Genomic DNA, 17,567 nt, shown 5'->3' with positions numbered 1-17,567 from the left:
GGCTCAAGCCCGCTGTCGATAATCTTGGGGGGCCGGAATGGACTCGGCATGCTGCCCGACAAACTCCGCGCTCAACTCGATCACCCGGCGGTATTGCAAGTCGACGGTGATCATGTGGTAGCAGTTGTCCAGCAGGATCTTGGTCACCGGGCCACCGAGGTGGCGTTCCACATAGTCTGCGTTCCAACGGCTGGTGATGTCGTCCTCGATGGAGTGCAACACCAACGCCGGCACCTTGACCTGCGGCATGCGCTTCTTGACCACGGCGTTCATCCGGTGCAGCTCGCGCACGGTGATGCCCTCCATGGTCAGCAAGCCCGCCTCGCTGCTCTCGCCCTCTTTCATCTGCCGCTCGACGATGCCGCGCAGGCGTTCATTCTTGATGCCGTATGGCGGCTTCTCTTCGAAGCGGCAGATGTGCACGCCGAAGGGGATTTTCATCAGCAACGGCGTGAGGAACGCCAACTTGTTGATGCTCCAACCGTCGTACTTCAGGGTGGTGGAATACATCAGCAGCCCGGCGACTTGCCCAGGGTGCTCGGCGGCCACGTACATCGACATCACCGCGCCCATGGACAAACCACCGACAAACACCTGTTCATGGCGCTGTTTCACACCGACGAACGTCTTGCGCACGCCTTCGTACCAGTCGCGCCAGCCGGTGGCTTGCAGGTCGCTGTTATCACCGCAGTGCCCGGCCAGGGTGGGCACGTACACCGTGCAATTGCCCACCTTGGCCAGGCCCTTGGCGACCTGGCGCAATTCCGTCGGGGTGCCGGTCAGGCCGTGGATCAACAAAATCCCGACCGGACCATCACCGAGAACGAAGCCGGCAGTACCTTCACCGAGGTCGATCTCTGCCGTTTTCACCGGTTGGTCGCCCGCACCAGCAGTTGCTCAAGCAGCTTCAGGCCCAGTTCGATTTCCGGGTAGCTGATTTCCAGGGACGGTGCCAGGGTGATCACGTTTTTGTAGTAACCGCCCACGTCGAGGATCAGGCCGAGTTTCTGACCGTCCACCACCATGTCGCCCTTCATGCCTTCTTCGACCATGTAGTCCAGGGTTGCCTTGTCCGGCGTAAAACCATCCGGGCCGCAGATTTCGCAGCGCAGGGCCAGGCCCAGGCCGTCGACGTCACCGATGATCGGGAAACGCTTCTGCAGGTCTTGCAGGCCTTCAAGGAAGAACTTGCCCTTGGCCATGACCATCGCGCCGTAGTCGACTTCGTTGGTCATCTTGAACATTTCCAGGCCTACCGCCGTGCCCAATGGGTTGGAGGCGAAGGTGGAGTGGGTCGAACCAGGTGGGAAGATCTTCGGGTTGATCAACTCTTCACGGGCCCAGATGCCGCCCAGTGGGTTGAGGCCGTTGGTCAGCGCCTTGCCGAACACAATCACGTCCGGTTGCACGTCGAAGTGCTCGATCGACCACAGTTTGCCGGTGCGGTAGAAGCCCATCTGGATCTCGTCGGAGACCATCAGGATGCCGTGCTGATCCAGCACGTGCTTCAACTCACGGTAGAAGTTCATCGGCGGGATCACGTAGCCGCCGGTGCCCTGGATCGGCTCGACGTAGAACGCAGCGTATTCGCTGGAACCGACTTTCGGGTCCCACACACCGTTGTATTCGGTCTCGAACAGGCGGGCGAATTGCTGCACGCAGTGGCTGCCGTACTCTTCCTTGGTCATGCCTTTAGGGCCACGGAAGTGATACGGGAACGGGATGAACTGCGCGCGCTCGCCGAAGTGGCCGTAGCGGCGACGGTAGCGGTAGCTGGAGGTGATCGACGAAGCGCCGAGGGTACGCCCGTGGTAGCCGCCTTCGAAGGCGAACATCAGGCTCTTGCCGTTGGTGGCGTTACGCACCACCTTCAGGGAGTCTTCGATGGACTGCGAACCGCCGACGTTGAAGTGCACGCGACCGTCGAGGCCGAATTTCTTCTTGGCGTCGACCGCGATCATTTCCGACAGCTCGATCTTGCCCTTGTGCAGGTACTGGCTGGCGATCTGCGGCAGGGTGTCGATCTGCTGTTTCAGCGCGTTGTTGAGGCGCGGGTTGGCGTAGCCGAAGTTGACCGCCGAGTACCACATCTGCAGGTCAAGGTAGGCCTGGTCTTCGGTGTCCCACACGTAGGAGCCTTCGCAACGGCTGAAAATGCGCGGCGGCTCGATGTAGTGGACGGTGTCGCCGTAGGAGCAGTATTTGGCTTCTTTATCGAGAAGGATCTGGTCTTCGGCGGTAGCGATACGGATATCAGACATGGTGGAAGAGTTCCTGATTGTCAGCAGCAGTAAAGGAGGTAGCGTTGGCGGCGATGCCTTGTGGCAGTCGGGCCAGCAACGCAGGCAGTTCGGCAAAGGTGTCGAAGCGTGCGTGAGGAATGTTGTTGGCTTCGCAGTACTTGGCGAGGCTGCCCTTGGCGAACACGAAGTCGGCGGTGGACGCCACGCACATGTCGGACTTGCCGTCGCCGATCACCAGCACGCGCTTGTTGCGCGGCGTGGACTTGCACTTGCAGTTGCCGGAGGCGGCGCGGCAGGCGTCGCTGGAATACGGGAAGTCGATGCGCCAGCTGTTCTGGTCGACTTGGCGCAGGCGGTTGGCGAGGATCGGCAGCAAGGTCACGTAGTTGCGCGACAGGATCCGCGCAATGCCCTGCTCGATGCCGTCGCTGACCACTTCGATGGTTGCGCCCAGGCCCATGACGTGGTCGACGAAGTCCGGGAAGTCCGGGTCGATCTCGACGCTGTCGAAATACGCCAGCAGTTCGGAGGGGGTCGCCTTGATCAGCGCCAGTTGGCGGCTCAGGCATTCGCGTGAACCGATATGCCCATCCAGCCATTCCTGTTCGATGGTTTCCCACTCGGGGCCGGCGAAGCGTTGGAGGACGTTGTCGATGACATCGGTGGGGGTAATGGTCCCGTCGAAGTCACACACGATATGCCAGTGGATCATCGTTGTTTACCTTGGAGGAGCGCGCTGTGTGCGCTTGTAACAAGGGGTAGAGCAGGGAGTGTGCCAACTGGCCAACAGCCAGCGGGGCTGGGGCTTTGCCTGGCATGGCGGGCAATTTGTGTCCCAGGAGCTACAATTTTTGTAGCTTGCTACAAACAAGATGAGTGCTTGCGTGGAAAGGATGCTTTGCGCGTTCATGCGCACGTAATCAATCAAGGAACAGTGACCATGTTGAGGATCACTTGCGCTGCACTGGCCGGTTTACTGGGCCTCTGGAGCGTTTCTAGCGCGGCTCAGGCCGGCGGTATCACCGGCGAAGTCGGCGCAGGCGTCAGCTACCAGCCCCATGACCCCACCGGCAGCCGCTACGAAACGCGGCCGGTTCCCTACTTCGACCTGGACTGGGGCGATGTCAGCCTGAGCACCGATGACGGCCTGACCTGGAGCGCGCTCAACACCCAGGGCCTGACCGCCGGCCCCTACATCAATTACCTGTCGGGCCGCACGTCCAATGGCGATCTCCAGGGCCTGCGCAATGTGTCGGACATGGCGGAAGTCGGTGGTTTCATCCAATACGCCCCGGCTGATTTCTGGCGGGTCTACGCGCAATTGGGGCAAGCCGTGGGCGGGGGGCATTCGCAGAGCGGTGCCCTGGGCAAAGTCGGCGGCGAACTGGGCTACCCCCTGGGTGGCGGGATTATCGGCAGCAGCGGCCTGGTCGCGCATTTCGCCGATGCGCGCCAGACCAACACGTTTTTCGGCGTGGATGACAACGAGGCCGCCGCCACCGGCTTTCGCCCCTACAACGCCAACGGCGGCTTCCAGAACCTGACGCTGACGCAGAGTTTCGAGTTTCCCCTGGCCGAAAAATGGTCGCTGCTGACCAGCGCCAGTTGGGTTCACCTGGTCGGCTCGGCGGCCGACAGCAGCATCGTGCGGCAGACCGGCGACGTGAACCAGGGCCAGGTGCAGACGGCCATCAGCTACAAGTTCGATTAGGTTGGTCTGGGGTTTGCAATGAGGTCGTGGAATCCATTTTTCCAGGACACTCTTCATGGCTCGCCCCGCTTACCGCCTGTTGCATCATTCGCTGTGGGACCTGATCCCCATTGCCCTGGGCCTGGCGCATTTCGCCTTTGTCATTTGGCTGGTCACCGCCTTCCATAGTCTGAGCTGGTGGGCGCTGGTGCCTCTGGCGCTGGTCTATGCGATCAGCCTGTCGTGGAGCATCAACAGCATCTCCCACAACCAGATCCACAACGCCTACTTCACGCATCGCGCGATGAACCGGGCGTTCGATCTGCTGCTGTCGGTGACCATCGGCTTTTCCCAGACGCTCTACCGCGACATCCATAACCGCCATCACCGTGGCAACGCCGACCTGCCGGGCCCGGACGGTAAAACCATTGACCCGCTGTCGATCTACCAGCGCGGCCACAATGGCCAGCCGGAAAACCCGTGGGCTTATACTTTCCTGAGTTTTTTCCGCGACGATCCCAAGCCGTTCTATGACGAGATGAAGCGCAAGCGCCCTGCGGATGCGCGTTGGGTCAAAGTTGAGATCGGCGTGACGGTGGCGTTCTATATCGCCCTGGCGTTCTACAACTGGCAGGCGGTGTTGTGGCTGTTGCCGTTCTGGTACCTGGGCCAGTGCCTGTCATCGCTCAATGGCTACTACGAACACTTCGGCGGCAACCCGGACCTGCCGATCGCCTGGGGCGTGAGTTCCTACAGCGTGCTATACAACCTGATCTGGATGAACAACGGCTATCACGCCGAGCACCATTACCGGCCGAAGATGCACTGGACCCATGTGAAGGCGTTTCATCGGGAGATTGCCGAGCAGCAGCGTGAGGCGGGGGTCAAGCAGCTCCCGGTGTCACACGGGTTGGGCTTTCTGGTAGCGCACCGCAACAACTAGGGCTGAAACCGGGATTTTGTGGTGAGCGAGCTTGCCTCGCGCGGGGCAAGCCCGCTCACCACAAAAATCAAATCGAACCAGACCAAAGTGATCAGTTTTCTTCGCCTTCTGCCAGGAGGGCGATACCACCGATAATCACCGCCACCCCCACCCAGTGCAGCGGGCTGATATGTTCCCCCAGCCCCAGCCACGACCCCAGCAACACCACCACAAACACCAGTGAACTCAGCGGAAACGCCAGGGACAGGCTGCTGCGCCGCAGGATCAGCATCCACACGAAAAACGCGCCGATGTAGCTGGCGATGGCCGCCAGAATCCCAGGGTTGCGCGCCACGTCCGCCAGCCATTGCCAGCTCAAATCCATCTGCCCCAGTTGATCCCCAGCCACTTTGGTAAACAACTGGCCGGCGCTTTCGGTACAGATCAACAAGGCCCACAGCACCACCGTGCCGAGGCGCCCGTGCAGCCATCCATTATTCATCGTTTGCGTACTCATGCCTGACTCCCTGCAATGGCTACCAACATCACGCCTAAGGTAATCACCAGCGTGCCCAGCCAGCGGCGGCGGCTGACGGTTTCGCCCAGCACCACCTTGCCCGCCAGCACCACGCCGCAATAAGCCAGCGCAGCGGCCGGGAACAACAGGCTCAACGGCGCACGGGACAAGGCTTCGAGCCACACGAAGAACTCAATGGCATAGGCACCGATCCCGGCCCACAACAACGGCGCATTGAACACCTGGCCCCAGAACGCATTCAGGCGAAAACCGCCGTCCAACTCGGGCAACCGGTCCAGGCCGATCTTGAAACACAACTGGCCGATCACATCGAGCACGATGGAAAACGCCACCAGCAACACCACGGTCAACGTCACGGGAACAGTTCCTCAAACAGGTCGATCAGGGCTTCATTGGTGGCCGCATTGCGCTGCAGGTCTTCCGCGCTCCAGCGCTCCGGCGGTGGCTGGTCGGACTTGGCTTCCCAACGCTTGAACGCATTGCTGAAGGCGGGGGTGGCGAACTCGCCGCACACGTCGATGCCGATGATGCGTTTGCGCGCTGCCAAGGCCCGCAGGGCTTGTAGCAGGTGGATCAGGCGCATGCCGCCCTGGTCCCAGTTGGTGGCCGCGTCTTCGCTGGCAAGCACGTCTTTGTCGATGGTGATCCAGATCGCTTCGGTGGGCAGGCTGGTGATCATCTGATCGAGGAATTGCGCCCAATCCAGCTCGGCCAGGTTGCGCCAGTACAGGTGGTTTTCCTGCTGCTGGTGACCGGCGCCATCCCCTACCCGGCCCCAGACTTTCGACGGTGGATGCTGCCAGGGAAACAGTTGCAAGTGCCCGCGCTTGAGCGCGCCGAGGTTGCCGCCGCGCAGTTGCGGGTTGTGCAGGTCGTCGCTGCACGGGCCAAGGGTGACGATGCGCTTGATCGCCGGCATCTTCAGCGCGCGGTTGACCCACGAACCACAGTGACGCTTGGGCGCAAAGCGCACCCAGTCGGGGTGATTGTCGAAGTGGATCAGGCTGATGGGTTCTTTCAGGTCGGCGAGAAAGGCTGGCGTGAGGTGGTGATAGTCGCCGGAGCCGACAAACAGGATTTCCGGGCGCGCATCGGTGGGCCGGGGCCGTTGGGCCAGGCGTTCGGCGAAGCGCTTCCAGGTTTTTTCGGTGGACCACAGGCGCAGCTTGGGGCCCAGGTCCAGCAGGTCGATACGCGTGGCACGGCCGCTGGCCAGACGCCGGGCAATCGGTGCCTGGCCGGTGAGGCTGTGGTCGAGGTCAAGAATGTTCAAGGTAATGTTTCACCCCTAATGGCAGCGCCCATCCGGTACCGGATGGGCTTTAGGGGGTCAATGCAAGGGACGGGCCAGCGCTTAGCCTTTGGCCTCTTGGATGATCTGGCGGATCGCCCCCACAAAGGCTTCCGCCGGCTGGCCGCCGCTGACGGCGTACTGGTCGTTGAACACGATGGTCGGCACCGAGGTCACGCCACGGGAGATCCACAGTTGCTCTTGCTCGCGCACTTCAGCGGCGTATTCATCGGAGGCGAGAATCTCGGCCGCACGCTGGATATCCAGGCCGACGCTTTCGGCGATCATCGCCAGGGTGGCGTGATCGGACGGGTCCTGGCCATCAGTGAAATACGCCTTGAACAGCGCTTCCTTGAGGTTGTACTGCAAGCCTTCCAGCCCGGCCCAATGCAGCAGGCGATGCGCGTCGAAGGTGTTGTAGATGCGGCTTTGGCCGTCGGTGCGGAACGCGAAGCCCAACCCGGCGCCCAGGTCGCGGATACGCTCGCGGTTGGCCTGGGATTGCTCGGCGGTGGAACCGTACTTTTCGGTGATGTGCTCGACGATGTTCTGACCGATGGCAGGCATGTTCGGGTTCAACTCGAACGGCTGGAAATGGATCTCGGCCTGCACCTCGGCGCCCAGTTGGTCGAGGGCCTCAGTCAGGCCACGCAGGCCGATGATGCACCAGGGGCAGGACACGTCGCTGACGAAATCGATTTTCAGGGGAGTACTCATGACAGGCAACCTCGCAGGCGCAAATGGGCCACAAAGGTTGCACGATACACCAATGTCACAACACCTTCGAAGGCTCGCCCAGGTCAATCTGCGCCCAATGCGCCGCGTCTTCGCGATGGGCTTGCAGGTACGGCAACACCGCCGTCAGCAGCGGCGCCTTGAACGCTTCCTGGAAACGATGGGCCATGCCGGGAATCAGCTTCAACTGGCTGCCCTGGATATGCGCCGCGAGGTGCACGCCATGCATCACCGGCAACAGCGGGTCGGCGGTGCCGTGCACTACCAGGGTCGGTACGCGCAGTTGGTTGAGCAACGGTACGCGGCTCGGCTCGGCGAGGATCGCCATGATCTGGCGCTTCACGCCGTCCGGGTTGAAGGCGCGGTCGTAGGACAGCGCCGCCTGGTGCAACAGCGCCTGGCGATCATCCGTCACGTTCGGGCTGCCTAGGGCCGCCAGCAGATCGGCCTGCTGTTCCAGGGCCACTTCACGGTTTGGAGCGCTGCGCCGCGACAGCAGTTGCACCAACGCCGCATTCGGCGCCGGCAAGCCTTCGGCGCCGGAGCTGGTCATGATCAGCGTAAGGCTCTCGACCCGCTGCGGCGCCATGGCCGCCAGGTGCTGGGCGATCATGCCGCCCATGCTCGCGCCCAGCACGTGGAACTGCTGGATCTGCAGGGCGTCCATCAAGCCGATGGCGTCGTCAGCCATGTCGGTCAGCGTGTAGGGCGCCGCCACCGGCAGGCCGAGCTTGTAGCGCAGCACTTCAAAGGTCAGGTTGGCATTGGCCGGTGCCTGGCGCCACGTGGACAGGCCGACGTCACGGTTGTCGTAGCGGATCACCCGAAAACCCTGTTGGCACAGGGCGACCACCACTTCATCCGGCCAGTGGATCAACTGCCCGCCCAGCCCCATCACCAGCAGCAACGCCGGATCGGACGCACGGCCGATGCTCTGGTAGGCGATGCTAACCTGAGCCAGGTCGACCGTTTGGGTCGGGACATTGACATCACATCGAGAAGCCGCAAAAGACGGCAGGCCGAACAACAGAGCGGCCAGTAAAAGCAACACGCGCATGAAAAACACCGAAACGCAGAACCCCAGTAGAGCGCGAGTCTGATGAAGTTTGTTCAAGCGCGCTGCCACAGTTGCGTGACAGTTTGATGAAGAGTGCCCAGCGGTCATTGTCGACCTGCTTATCGACAGGCATGCCAACATGAGACAAACTCACGCCATTCGAATTCGTCACAAATTGTATTCATGGAGAGCCCGTGCTCGAGATCCGTCACCTCAAGACCCTGCACGCCCTGCGCGAAGCCGACAGCCTGGTGGAAGCCGCCGAGCGCCTGCACCTGACGCAGTCGGCGCTGTCCCACCAGTTCAAAGAGTTGGAAGAGCGCCTGGGCATGCCGCTTTTCGTGCGCAAGACCAAGCCGCTGCGCTTCACCAGCGCCGGCCTGCGCCTGCTGCAACTGGCCGACGCCACCCTGCCGCTGCTACGCGGCGCCGAGCGAGACATCGCAAGGTTGGCCGGTGGCACCGCCGGGCGCCTGCACATGGCCATCGAGTGCCACAGCTGCTTCCAATGGCTGATGCCGACCATCGACCAGTTCCGCGATGCCTGGCCGGAGGTGGAGCTGGACCTGGCCTCCGGCTTCGCCTTCGCCCCGCTGCCGGCCCTGGCCCGTGGCGACCTGGACCTGGTGGTGACCTCCGACCCGCTGGAACTGCCGGGCATCACCTACGTGCCGCTGTTCACCTACGAAGCCATGCTCGCCGTCGCCAACCAGCACGCGCTGGCGACCAAGGCTTACATCGTGCCGGAAGACCTGTTGACCGAGACCCTGATCACCTACCCGGTGGAACGCGACCGCCTGGATATTTTCACCCGCTTCCTCGAACCCGCCGATGTGGAACCGGCGCAGGTGCGTACGTCCGAGCTGTCGGTGATGATGATGCAGCTGGTGGCCAGCGGCCGTGGCGTGTGCGGTATGCCGCATTGGGCGCTGCATGAGTACAGCTCGCGTGGCTACGTGAAGGCCAAGCGCCTGGGTGAAAAAGGTTTGTTTGCCACGCTGTATGCCGGGATTCGTGCGGACATGCTGGATGCGCCCTACATGCGCGACTTTTTGCTGACGGCCAAGGACACGTCGTTTTCCACCCTGGATGGGGTCAGCGCAGTGCGCTAGCGCGTCAGCTCGCGCCACATGTGGATCTTGTCGAAGTAATCCACACCGACCCGCACCGCCAGCGGCTCCAGGCCGTACTGGATGAAACCGCAGCGCTGGTACAAGGCAAAGGCGGCGTCATTGCCGGCGGTGACCGTCAGTTGGATCACTTTGAGGCGCGGCTGTTTGCGCGCTTCATCCAGTGCCGCTTCCACCAGTTGCCGGCCCAAGCCTTGTTGTTGGTGGCCTGCATTCACGTACATGCCGAACAGGGTCACCTTGTGCCGCGCTTTCTCTCGCGGCTCAAACGCCAGGCCGACAATGCCGGCCAGCTCATCCTCGGCAAACGCACCGAGCAAGCAATCCAACGGACTGCTCAAGCGTTTTTCCCACCAACTCAGCGGCATGGCTGCACGCTCCGCCACGCTGGAGGTGAACGCCTGGGGATAGACGCCATAGGCTTCCAGCATCAACGCCCGATACGCCTCGGCATCGCTGGCCGCCAGCGTGCGAATGATCATGCCGTCAGCGAGGCGCGGTAAAACGGCAGGATCAGGTCCCGCGTCAACGGGGCCAATTGCAGGCCGCCGTCACCGGCCGGGTCGATCCAGCGCACTTCTTCAATCTCGGCCGCTGGCGTGACCGCCACATCGATCTGCACCTGGAACAGCTCGGCTTCCACGGTAAAACCCGGCTCGTTGACCGCAGGTGCGGAAAACTTGCCGAGATAGACGGCGGCGCTGGGCTCGATACGCAGGTTCAGCTCTTCGTGCAGCTCACGGGCCAGGGCTTGCGCAGGCTGCTCGCCAGCGTCGATCTTGCCGCCGGGTTGCATGAAGGCCTGGGTGCCGCGCTTGCGCACCAGCAGGGTCTGGCCGTCGCTGCCGATCAGCAGGGCGGCGGCAATACGAATGGTGGTGGACATAACATTAACCCCTAGCGAAAAGGCGCCAAGGTTCGCATGCACATCAGCTGCAATCAACTTAACGGCCAGCCGCCAGCACACAGTTTGAACGCTTGCAACCAGCACACACATGCACCGCAAGGCGTCTCGCTACCATCCCTAGACTCGGAACTCTCATTCAACTGGGCCTGCCGCGCAGCAGCACACAGCGCCCCTACATGCGAGTATCTGCATGCACATGCCACCTCAAACACCACAGTATGACGATCCCGAGCCGCTCCCAGCCCAACATGTGACACACAGCCCTTTACAGCCTGTGACACTGCCTGTGGAGCCGCCGGCGAACCAGAGCCGAGAGGAACAACAGACACACCTTGTTCGCGAACTGAGCAGCCTCAATGCCCAAACCGACGATCTGTTGCAGCAACAACCGAGCCTGGAGACGGTGTACCAGATGCAACTGGCCGCCATGTTTCCCGAATTGAACCGGCCTATAGATCCGAATCGGATTTTTTATACGCGTTATCGTGAGGCGGAGCAGGGACAAACACGACTGCTAAGCAGCGAATCGCTTGGATCGCTGCTTAACCGCTTACGCATGCTGGATGCCGATGCCTACCTCATCGAAGAGACCGGCAATTTCTATCGGGAAGCCCAGACACTGGAAGCAGACAAACGCCTGACTGTGACCAAGCCTGCAGCGACATTGGCCAGCGTCTTGGAAATTGCCTTTACGGTAAAACTCAACGAGTTCTGGAGGGCTAAAAAAGACGCACAACCCAACATCGAAGAGCGCCTGATTGCGGTGCGACGACAAGTGCTGGCCCATCAATTGGCATTACGCACAGTGGACGGCACGCTGTCGACCGCAGCGCGAACCCTGGCAGACTCTGTGTTGAAATACCCGAGCCAAGAAGCACGGGAAATGGCCTTCGTCCCCCAGCAAAGGCCCGGCGTGTACCGCCTGGCGCTGGCGGACGGCAGTGAGTTCGCCAGCGCGTTCATCTTGAGCACCACCGCAGTCATGCCGCCAACGGGCAGCGTATTGCTTTACACCCCAGGCGAAGGGTTTGAAGAATACGAAAATCTGGGGCGGTTGAACGAATCGGTGGAGGCCCGGCTGCGCGAAAACGAATCGGCAGGCAAGCTACTAGCCGCTTCGATACCGGCAGCAGCGCGCGAGACATTGAACGGCGCCCCTGTGTTGACAGGTAATCCGCCGATGATTAAGGCCGATGTCATTGCCTACAGCATTCGCTCGCTGCGAGTGCGGCAATACTTCAATACCCGAGCACTCCTGCGCAAGTCGACGTTACCGATGACCGGCGAACTTGACTGCGCCGCGTACCTGGCACCGCTGTTGGATGCATCCACAGCCCTTGCTGCCCGAAATCTGAGGCTGGTCAAGCCGCACGAACCCGATTGGTTGAAAGCCGCCAGCCCGCGGGATCAGGTCCAGTACCGTCAATATGAAGCAGCAATGATTGCAAGCCATGACTCGCTCATACCGCTGCTTGAGCAGATTTTGTCATTGGCCGCTTTCTCAGAAGACGAAGTCAGCAGGGTACTGAAACGACAAAAACCGGAATTTGCCCAGATTGACCTATCCCCCTACGAGAGCCTGGTAAAGCTGCGCGTTTCATCCTCTGCGGACGTCGAAGTGAAGGGGTATCGCGATGAACAGGCCAACACGGTTTACATCAGCGAAGACCCGAACATCGATATCCCGCTCTTTTTGAAAGGGCGGGTGCTGACAAAGGGTAAATGGAAAACCAAGGTGGTCGTGGATCTGCGCACACTGGCAAGTTACGCACGGCGTAACGTCGATCCGTGGTCGCCGCATGAAGTACACAGGTCGGTCACCGCCACAGCCGGCCTATTCGACCGCTCAGGGACAAAAGTCGGCAGGCTCGGCGATGCAGATTTACGCGCACTCGCCCACGAGGCCAACATTGGCAAAAAATATGACGATTACCTCAAATCAGCTTTTTCACAAAGTGGCGAGGGGCGGGCCCTATCCACGGCCTGGCAACAGGCGAATACGGCAAGAATGCGCAAGGAGGGCCTTGAGAGCCGCTTGAACCCCGCAGTCTCTGACCTGTTCACATTCAAAACGCCAGGCAGTGGGTTTGACTGGATACATGCAATCACCCACTTTCCGGTTCCGGCAACCCGGCCTAAGGTCGGCACGTTCGATATCGTGACCCACCTATTGGTGATGGGCAGCGAGCTGGAAAGTGGGCGCGGGGGGCAGGTCATCAACGGCGTGCTGATCATCCATCGAAAACACACAAAGCCAGGGGGTGTCAGTGTCCTCTACACCCCAGATGCGCCGGATGACGCACCCTTCCGGGAACTGGTGAATGGGCTTGGGGAACTGGATGCACTCAAAGCAAAACCACAATGGCGCACCTATTTCACCCAGCGAATGGCCACTCAAGATACGCAGGAGCTTGCACGGATCTTCACAGATACGCGCAGTGCAAACCGCTACACCTTGAGCCCTACAACGGGTGACTTGCAGGCCTTTCTGTATTCGGCGCACCTTGGCCTTCGACTGGCGCATGCCGATCACCGTTCACGCAGCAACGCACAAATTGCATGGGAATCGGCGGTGAATGCCTTTGCGTTCGGGGTTGAACTAGCCGACTTCCTGGTGGACCTGTTGATGGTCAAGACGGTGCACACGTTACTGCATCGCGCTGTCGTCGGGGGGGTACGCAGAGCGCAAAAACTGGGGCGTCGTATCCCAGGGCTGCTGGGTAACCGTGCAGGCGCACGCGTCACCGGTATCAAGGCTGCAACGACCTCCATTCGACCATTGGACCCCGCCTGGGTCAACGTCGCGGAGTATCGGTTACCTGATCCCATCGACACGCTTTTTGACGTGGAGGCGTTTGCACAAACGCACCATTACAGGTTGTCGCGCAATCTGAGCGCGCCCAGTTTTATCGACAGCCGCAACAACCAATTCATTGCCATGCGGGCGGATGACGGTCGCTATTACCTGTACCCGTCCTATGTCGAAGATGGCGCGCGCTATGTCAAAGACCCGCTCGGCCTTAAAACGGACTTTATGGTAGCTCCAGGCGACGCCAAAAGCTGGAAGCCCCGCTTTGAACGCACGACAAGGGGAGGAGGACCGGTGATGAGCGCCCTGCGACCGCTCACCGCTGAACAGCAACTGGATGACGATCTGACCAGGGCTCTCGGCGTCTATACGTCCTCTACGGAATACCAACAATACGCAGAAGCCATCAAGACGCTCAGTGGTCCGCAGAAACAAAAGCTACGTGATCAAGCACTCGAACGGCTAAGGGTCGACGAGGTCACTTTTCGCCGTATCGTTTCGGGTGAATACGACGTGCCCCAAACGCCGATATTACGCAACACGCTGTTGGAGCTCAGGTTCGACGCGAACATCTACCTGCACTTGAACAAGACGACCGAAGGCCTCTCCAACTACTTGACACTCTCTCCCATGGAGATGGAAAAACTCTTCATAAAAATAAAGCGCTTGATTGGGAAAAATGACGACTTCTCAAAACACATCCGGGCATCAATCAGCGTTATCGATCACAACACCGGGGCGCAATTTGTAGGCTATGCATTCACACAAAAACAGATGAACAACCTCAAGAAGTTCGACCAAAAATTCCAGCTATCCACTTGGAGCAACGATACGCTCAATGCGTTCCTGGACGAAAAAGGGCGCCGGGCAATTCTCGGAAAAATAGCGTCCGATCACAAACTAACCCCCGAGGACGCATTGAAGCGCCTGCTGTCTGCCCCAGAGATACAGAAAACATTGGACCAATTCAGAATCGACAAACGAGTAGAACTTTTCAACAGCCTGGGCGTCGTTTCTTTTTCCGATGAGTTCAAGCAATCCGGTGTTCCTTATATTGCTTTGTCTTACGGTGACGCGCATGGAGCGGATGCGGGCCTGAAAGTCGTAGACAGTATCAGCATCGTGGCGTTTGAAAAAAACATCCCGCAGTTCTCAACGCCTTTGGAGCTTTCACCGTCACGCGTGCCCAAACACAAAATTGAAAAACCACCCCGCAAGCCTGGAACACCGCCCCCTCCAGAAACCTCTGCGTCCAGCGACACCGCGATCAACATCGTGACATTAGATGAACTGGCAGACGCTCAATTGGCGCTGCTGCCCATCAGTGCCAAAACCAAAGTTGAAGAAATCATTCAGGATATTCGAGCAGGCCGCGTCAGCCGAAAAAAAATCGGCAACTACACTTATGTCGACCTACCGCAACTGGATAGCGGAACAGGCCGGGGTCGATGGCGGGTGGCGGTTGAAAAGAAAGGCAAGGAGGACGGGAAGGACATCTACGTCGTCAGGGGAATCATCGACTATCACGGCAGTAAGCCGAAAGTCTGGGGGGTGTAGGAGCCCCGCCACCCAAGGTGTTGGCGCTATACTGTTGGGTTAGCAACACTCCATCACCGACCTTGATAAATACGCTGTACCTGGCTCCTTCCATTGTCTCGAACGCAATCAACTTGTCCACCAACGGCAGGTTCAACACCTTCCCGGCGTTGAGCAGCAGCATGCCGTTGTCGGCATTCAAGCTACGGGCAAGCACCATGCCCTCCTCCAGTTCGCGAGTGCCGAGAACTTTTACGTTCGGGTCGCCCAGCGTCACGTCATTGAGGTAGGTGGCACACACCAGCACGAAATCTTCAACCATCTGTGGGTCATACAGCCGCCCGGCGTATTTGCGGATGTACAACAACGCCTCATCGCTGTTCATCTGCCGCTCCAGGATCAGGCCCTTTTGCAACTCGATAAAATCCACTGCCAGTTTCAACAGGCGTGAACCGGCGGGAATCGCCTCGCCCTTGATGTGATCCGGGAAACCGCTGCCGTCCCAGCGCTCCTGGTGATGGCGGATCAGCCGCGCGGCATCTTTCATCGGTTCCAGAGTCATCAGCAACGATTCGCTCTGGGTGGCGTAGGCGCGATAGCGTTCACGGTCGCTGCTGTGCAGCAGGTCCGAGGGCGAGGCCATCATGCTGTCGCTCCAGCTCAGCTTGCCGATGTTGTAGAGCGCGGCGGCCATGGTCAGGTCGCGGTTGCTGGCCTCGTCCAGACCATGAGTGTTGCACCAAGTGCGAACCAATTCGATGATCTGCCGGTTGGTCTGTTTGGCTCGCGGCAGGCGCAGATTGGCCAGTAGCGAGAACACCTCGGTGCCGGTGGCGTAGCTGTGTTTGAGCTCTTCGTAGGCCAAGTCGAGCATGTCAGCGGTCTGCTGCAACTCGCTGGTGCGCGAGGCCACGCGTTTTTCCAGGCTGGCGTTGAGCTGCTTGAGTTCTTCGTTCTGCTGCTGAATCAGCTGTTCAAGGCGCAGGCGTTCGCGTTCGGAATGCTGATGGGCCAAGGATTGGCGCAACGCCAACAGCAATTCGTCATCCTTCCAGGGTTTGCTCAGGTAGCGGTAGATCTCACCTTCGTTGATGGCTTTGACGATCAGGGTCAAGTCAGTTTCGCCGGTCAGCAGAATGCGCACGGTGTGAGGGTAGTGCTGGTGGATATGCGCCAGCAGCGAGGCGCCGTCCATGTCCGGCAGGCGCGCGGCGCTCATCACCAGGTCGACGGTTTGGCTGGCGAGAATGGCCAGGGCATCGACAGCGCAGGTGGCGCTGTGCAGGTCGAAGGGTTCCAGCCGCAACAGTTGGGTGAGGCTATTGAGGACGTCCGGGTGGGCATCGATCAACAGCACCACGGCACGTTCGGCATCGGTAAAAGTGACTGACTCTCCCATGGGACACCTCGGATCGTCGGTGTGCGGTCCTTATGGTCGGGGTCTGCCTCCCTGGCGCTTACTGATTTACCTATTACTGAGTAGCTTAGTCGGTTTTTTGAGAAGTAATGGCTTTTAGGCATCACTCTTTTTCAATCGCCAATAAAACCCGACACTCTCGCCGGGTTTGAAGAAGTAGTGGAACATCAGGCGCAATGCGCGACTTTCTCCACTTCCTTGGATATCTGAGCGCCCTTGGCAATTTCCACCGTACGCAAATCATAAGCGGTCTGCAGGTTAAGCCAAAACTGCGCGGATGTTTCCAACGCAGCGGCCAAGCGAAGCGCCACATCAGCACTGATGCTACGGCGCATCAGCACAATGTCATTCACCGTGGGCGCGGAGACATGCAGCGCCCGCGCGAGGGCTGCAGCCGTAAGGCCCAACGGCTCCAAGTATTCTTCCTTGAGAATCTCTCCAGGGTGTACGGGACGCATGCCGTTTTTAAACATGATTCACCTCAGTGGTAATCCACAATTTCAACGTTTTGCGGACCGTTGGGCCCCCAAATGAAACAGATCCGGAATTGACCATTGATTCGGATGCTGTGCTGCCCCTCTCTGTCACCGTACAGTGCTTCCAGCCTGTTTCCAGGTGGCGAGCGCAAGTCGGCAAGATCAATGGCCGCATCGAGCATGCTGAGCTTTCGTTCAATCACCGACACGATGGCAGACCAGCGCCGGATTCGACCGGTTTCAAAAAGGGTTTTGGTATCCACGCATTTGAAGCTTCTGATCATCGCTTAATGCTTAACGTTATTCGTTAACGCCAAACTCTACACGGGTTCCCAGGATATTCAACGGGTCATTGAGCACGCTCAGGGATGTAGCGACAAACGGTCAGCACCGAAGCAAAAAAGCCGCTCCGGATTCCGGAGCGGCCTTCGAGGTGAAACCTGTAAACCTCACGCGTCAGCTTTTTTCGGGCTTGAACCGAACGAAGCGAAACGCTTGTTGAACCCGGCGATGCGGCCTTCGACCTGAGTCTTGCGCTGTTGGCCGGTGTAGATCGGGTGTGAGGCACTGGAAACGTCCAGTGGGATATACGGGTAAGTGTTGCCGTCGCTGTGTTTATGGGTGCGGTCGCTGTCGGCGGTGGAGCCGATCAGGAAGAACACATCGGCGGCAGTGTCGTGGAACAGCACGGTGCGATAGTCGGGATGGATACCAGCTTTCATAAGGCCTCCGGGGCGTCTAGGTGCATTTGATGTGTTATACAGTAACACAAATCATGCACCCAAACGAGAACCGATTGCAATAAGAATAGGCCCG

Annotated in this window: 17 protein-coding genes and 1 pseudogene; 4 read left to right on the top strand and 14 right to left on the bottom strand. The window is 59.7% G+C overall.

Annotation, left to right across the window (positions count from 1 at the left end):
- Window positions 1–3: 3 nt before the first annotated feature.
- From AYR47_RS12935 to AYR47_RS12925, 3 genes are read right to left on the bottom strand one after another with little or no spacing between them, the layout of a single operon-like run.
- Window positions 4–870, bottom strand: a complete 867-nt coding sequence (locus AYR47_RS12935) for an alpha/beta hydrolase (RefSeq protein WP_033896398.1) — start codon at window positions 868–870, stop codon at window positions 4–6.
- The gene (locus tag AYR47_RS12930) at window positions 867–2,261 is read right to left on the bottom strand and encodes an aspartate aminotransferase family protein (protein WP_016977483.1); all 1,395 of its coding nucleotides are present in this window, start codon (window positions 2,259–2,261) and stop codon (window positions 867–869) included. The genes AYR47_RS12935 and AYR47_RS12930 overlap by 4 nt, the downstream gene beginning before the upstream one ends.
- Window positions 2,254–2,955 (bottom strand): MtnX-like HAD-IB family phosphatase, encoded by a 702-nt coding sequence (locus AYR47_RS12925; protein ID WP_033896397.1) that lies wholly within the window; start codon window positions 2,953–2,955, stop codon window positions 2,254–2,256. Before AYR47_RS12925 ends, AYR47_RS12930 begins: the two co-directional genes overlap by 8 nt.
- Before the next feature lie 228 nt (window positions 2,956–3,183).
- Here AYR47_RS12925 and AYR47_RS12920 point away from each other — a divergent pair, with 228 nt between their 5' ends.
- Window positions 3,184–3,954, top strand: a complete 771-nt coding sequence (locus AYR47_RS12920) for a MipA/OmpV family protein (RefSeq protein WP_061435468.1) — start codon at window positions 3,184–3,186, stop codon at window positions 3,952–3,954.
- Window positions 3,955–4,009: 55 nt separating this feature from the next.
- Entirely contained in the window at window positions 4,010–4,876 is an 867-nt protein-coding gene (locus AYR47_RS12915) for a fatty acid desaturase family protein (RefSeq protein ID WP_033896395.1), read from the top strand.
- Between the two features lie 91 nt (window positions 4,877–4,967).
- Here the strand turns inward: AYR47_RS12915 and AYR47_RS12910 are convergent, their stop codons facing one another.
- The 5 genes from AYR47_RS12910 to AYR47_RS12890 all read right to left on the bottom strand — a co-directional run bounded on the left by AYR47_RS12910 (window position 4,968) and on the right by AYR47_RS12890 (window position 8,476).
- Complete coding sequence (locus AYR47_RS12910) at window positions 4,968–5,372, bottom strand: EamA family transporter (RefSeq protein WP_033896394.1); 405 nt, start codon at window positions 5,370–5,372, stop codon at window positions 4,968–4,970.
- Window positions 5,369–5,749: a transporter gene (locus tag AYR47_RS12905; RefSeq protein ID WP_010212789.1), complete on the bottom strand. Its 381-nt coding sequence runs from the start codon at window positions 5,747–5,749 to the stop codon at window positions 5,369–5,371. Before AYR47_RS12905 ends, AYR47_RS12910 begins: the two co-directional genes overlap by 4 nt.
- Window positions 5,746–6,666: a hypothetical protein gene (locus AYR47_RS12900; protein WP_061435467.1), complete on the bottom strand. Its 921-nt coding sequence runs from the start codon at window positions 6,664–6,666 to the stop codon at window positions 5,746–5,748. The genes AYR47_RS12905 and AYR47_RS12900 overlap by 4 nt, the downstream gene beginning before the upstream one ends.
- 81 nt (window positions 6,667–6,747) lie before the next feature.
- Window positions 6,748–7,401 carry a DsbA family oxidoreductase gene (locus AYR47_RS12895; RefSeq protein ID WP_061435466.1) on the bottom strand — a complete coding sequence of 218 codons (654 nt, stop codon included), beginning with the start codon at window positions 7,399–7,401 and terminating at the stop codon, window positions 6,748–6,750.
- A gap of 55 nt (window positions 7,402–7,456) precedes the next feature.
- Window positions 7,457–8,476, bottom strand: coding sequence for an alpha/beta fold hydrolase (locus tag AYR47_RS12890; protein ID WP_061435465.1), 1,020 nt, complete (start codon window positions 8,474–8,476; stop codon window positions 7,457–7,459).
- A gap of 194 nt (window positions 8,477–8,670) precedes the next feature.
- Here AYR47_RS12890 and metR point away from each other — a divergent pair, with 194 nt between their 5' ends.
- The gene (gene metR / locus AYR47_RS12885) at window positions 8,671–9,588 is read left to right on the top strand and encodes a transcriptional regulator MetR (protein WP_033896390.1); all 918 of its coding nucleotides are present in this window, start codon (window positions 8,671–8,673) and stop codon (window positions 9,586–9,588) included.
- Here the strand turns inward: metR and AYR47_RS12880 are convergent.
- Both AYR47_RS12880 and AYR47_RS12875 read right to left on the bottom strand, forming a co-directional pair.
- Complete coding sequence (locus AYR47_RS12880) at window positions 9,585–10,088, bottom strand: GNAT family N-acetyltransferase (RefSeq protein ID WP_033896389.1); 504 nt, start codon at window positions 10,086–10,088, stop codon at window positions 9,585–9,587. The genes metR and AYR47_RS12880 overlap by 4 nt on opposite strands.
- A complete protein-coding gene (locus tag AYR47_RS12875) occupies window positions 10,085–10,492 on the bottom strand; it encodes an NUDIX hydrolase (protein WP_033896388.1) in 408 nt (135 codons plus the stop codon). Before AYR47_RS12875 ends, AYR47_RS12880 begins: the two co-directional genes overlap by 4 nt.
- Before the next feature lie 211 nt (window positions 10,493–10,703).
- Between AYR47_RS12875 and AYR47_RS12870 the strand changes: the two genes are divergently transcribed.
- Complete coding sequence (locus AYR47_RS12870) at window positions 10,704–14,879, top strand: hypothetical protein (RefSeq protein WP_061435463.1); 4,176 nt, start codon at window positions 10,704–10,706, stop codon at window positions 14,877–14,879.
- Window positions 14,880–14,925: 46 nt separating this feature from the next.
- Here the strand turns inward: AYR47_RS12870 and AYR47_RS12865 are convergent.
- The 4 genes and pseudogenes from AYR47_RS12865 to AYR47_RS12850 all read right to left on the bottom strand — a co-directional run.
- Window positions 14,926–16,257: pseudogene (locus AYR47_RS12865) on the bottom strand (HD domain-containing phosphohydrolase); the annotation flags it as partial.
- 185 nt (window positions 16,258–16,442) lie between these two features.
- A complete protein-coding gene (locus AYR47_RS12860; RefSeq protein ID WP_033896386.1) occupies window positions 16,443–16,748 on the bottom strand; it encodes a HigA family addiction module antitoxin in 306 nt (101 codons plus the stop codon).
- An 8-nt stretch (window positions 16,749–16,756) separates the two neighbouring features.
- Entirely contained in the window at window positions 16,757–17,035 is a 279-nt protein-coding gene (locus AYR47_RS12855; protein WP_033896385.1) for a type II toxin-antitoxin system RelE/ParE family toxin, read from the bottom strand.
- A gap of 165 nt (window positions 17,036–17,200) precedes the next feature.
- Entirely contained in the window at window positions 17,201–17,473 is a 273-nt protein-coding gene (locus AYR47_RS12850) for a type B 50S ribosomal protein L31 (protein ID WP_033896384.1), read from the bottom strand.
- Window positions 17,474–17,567: the final 94 nt, after the last annotated feature.

The sequence above is a fragment of the Pseudomonas azotoformans genome, assembly GCF_001579805.1.
GTDB classification, from domain to species: Bacteria; Pseudomonadota; Gammaproteobacteria; order Pseudomonadales; family Pseudomonadaceae; genus Aquipseudomonas; species Aquipseudomonas azotoformans_A.
The sequence above is the reverse complement of the archived record's forward strand: the minus strand, read 5'-3'. Positions and strand labels throughout refer to the sequence as shown.

What these genes read in the sequence shown, in the direction of transcription:
- AYR47_RS12930 (WP_016977483.1), bottom strand. Translation starts at nt 2,261, where the DNA reads ATGTCTGATATCCGTATCGCTACCGCCGAAGACCAGATCCTTCTCGAT.
- AYR47_RS12925 (WP_033896397.1), bottom strand. Translation starts at nt 2,955, where the DNA reads ATGATCCACTGGCATATCGTGTGTGACTTCGACGGGACCATTACCCCC.
- AYR47_RS12920 (WP_061435468.1), top strand. Translation starts at nt 3,184, where the DNA reads ATGTTGAGGATCACTTGCGCTGCACTGGCCGGTTTACTGGGCCTCTGG.
- AYR47_RS12915 (WP_033896395.1), top strand. Translation starts at nt 4,010, where the DNA reads ATGGCTCGCCCCGCTTACCGCCTGTTGCATCATTCGCTGTGGGACCTG.
- AYR47_RS12910 (WP_033896394.1), bottom strand. Translation starts at nt 5,372, where the DNA reads ATGAGTACGCAAACGATGAATAATGGATGGCTGCACGGGCGCCTCGGC.
- AYR47_RS12895 (WP_061435466.1), bottom strand. Translation starts at nt 7,401, where the DNA reads ATGAGTACTCCCCTGAAAATCGATTTCGTCAGCGACGTGTCCTGCCCC.
- AYR47_RS12890 (WP_061435465.1), bottom strand. Translation starts at nt 8,476, where the DNA reads ATGCGCGTGTTGCTTTTACTGGCCGCTCTGTTGTTCGGCCTGCCGTCT.
- AYR47_RS12880 (WP_033896389.1), bottom strand. Translation starts at nt 10,088, where the DNA reads ATGATCATTCGCACGCTGGCGGCCAGCGATGCCGAGGCGTATCGGGCG.
- AYR47_RS12875 (WP_033896388.1), bottom strand. Translation starts at nt 10,492, where the DNA reads ATGTCCACCACCATTCGTATTGCCGCCGCCCTGCTGATCGGCAGCGAC.
- AYR47_RS12870 (WP_061435463.1), top strand. Translation starts at nt 10,704, where the DNA reads ATGCACATGCCACCTCAAACACCACAGTATGACGATCCCGAGCCGCTC.
- AYR47_RS12860 (WP_033896386.1), bottom strand. Translation starts at nt 16,748, where the DNA reads ATGTTTAAAAACGGCATGCGTCCCGTACACCCTGGAGAGATTCTCAAG.
- AYR47_RS12855 (WP_033896385.1), bottom strand. Translation starts at nt 17,035, where the DNA reads ATGATCAGAAGCTTCAAATGCGTGGATACCAAAACCCTTTTTGAAACC.
- AYR47_RS12850 (WP_033896384.1), bottom strand. Translation starts at nt 17,473, where the DNA reads ATGAAAGCTGGTATCCATCCCGACTATCGCACCGTGCTGTTCCACGAC.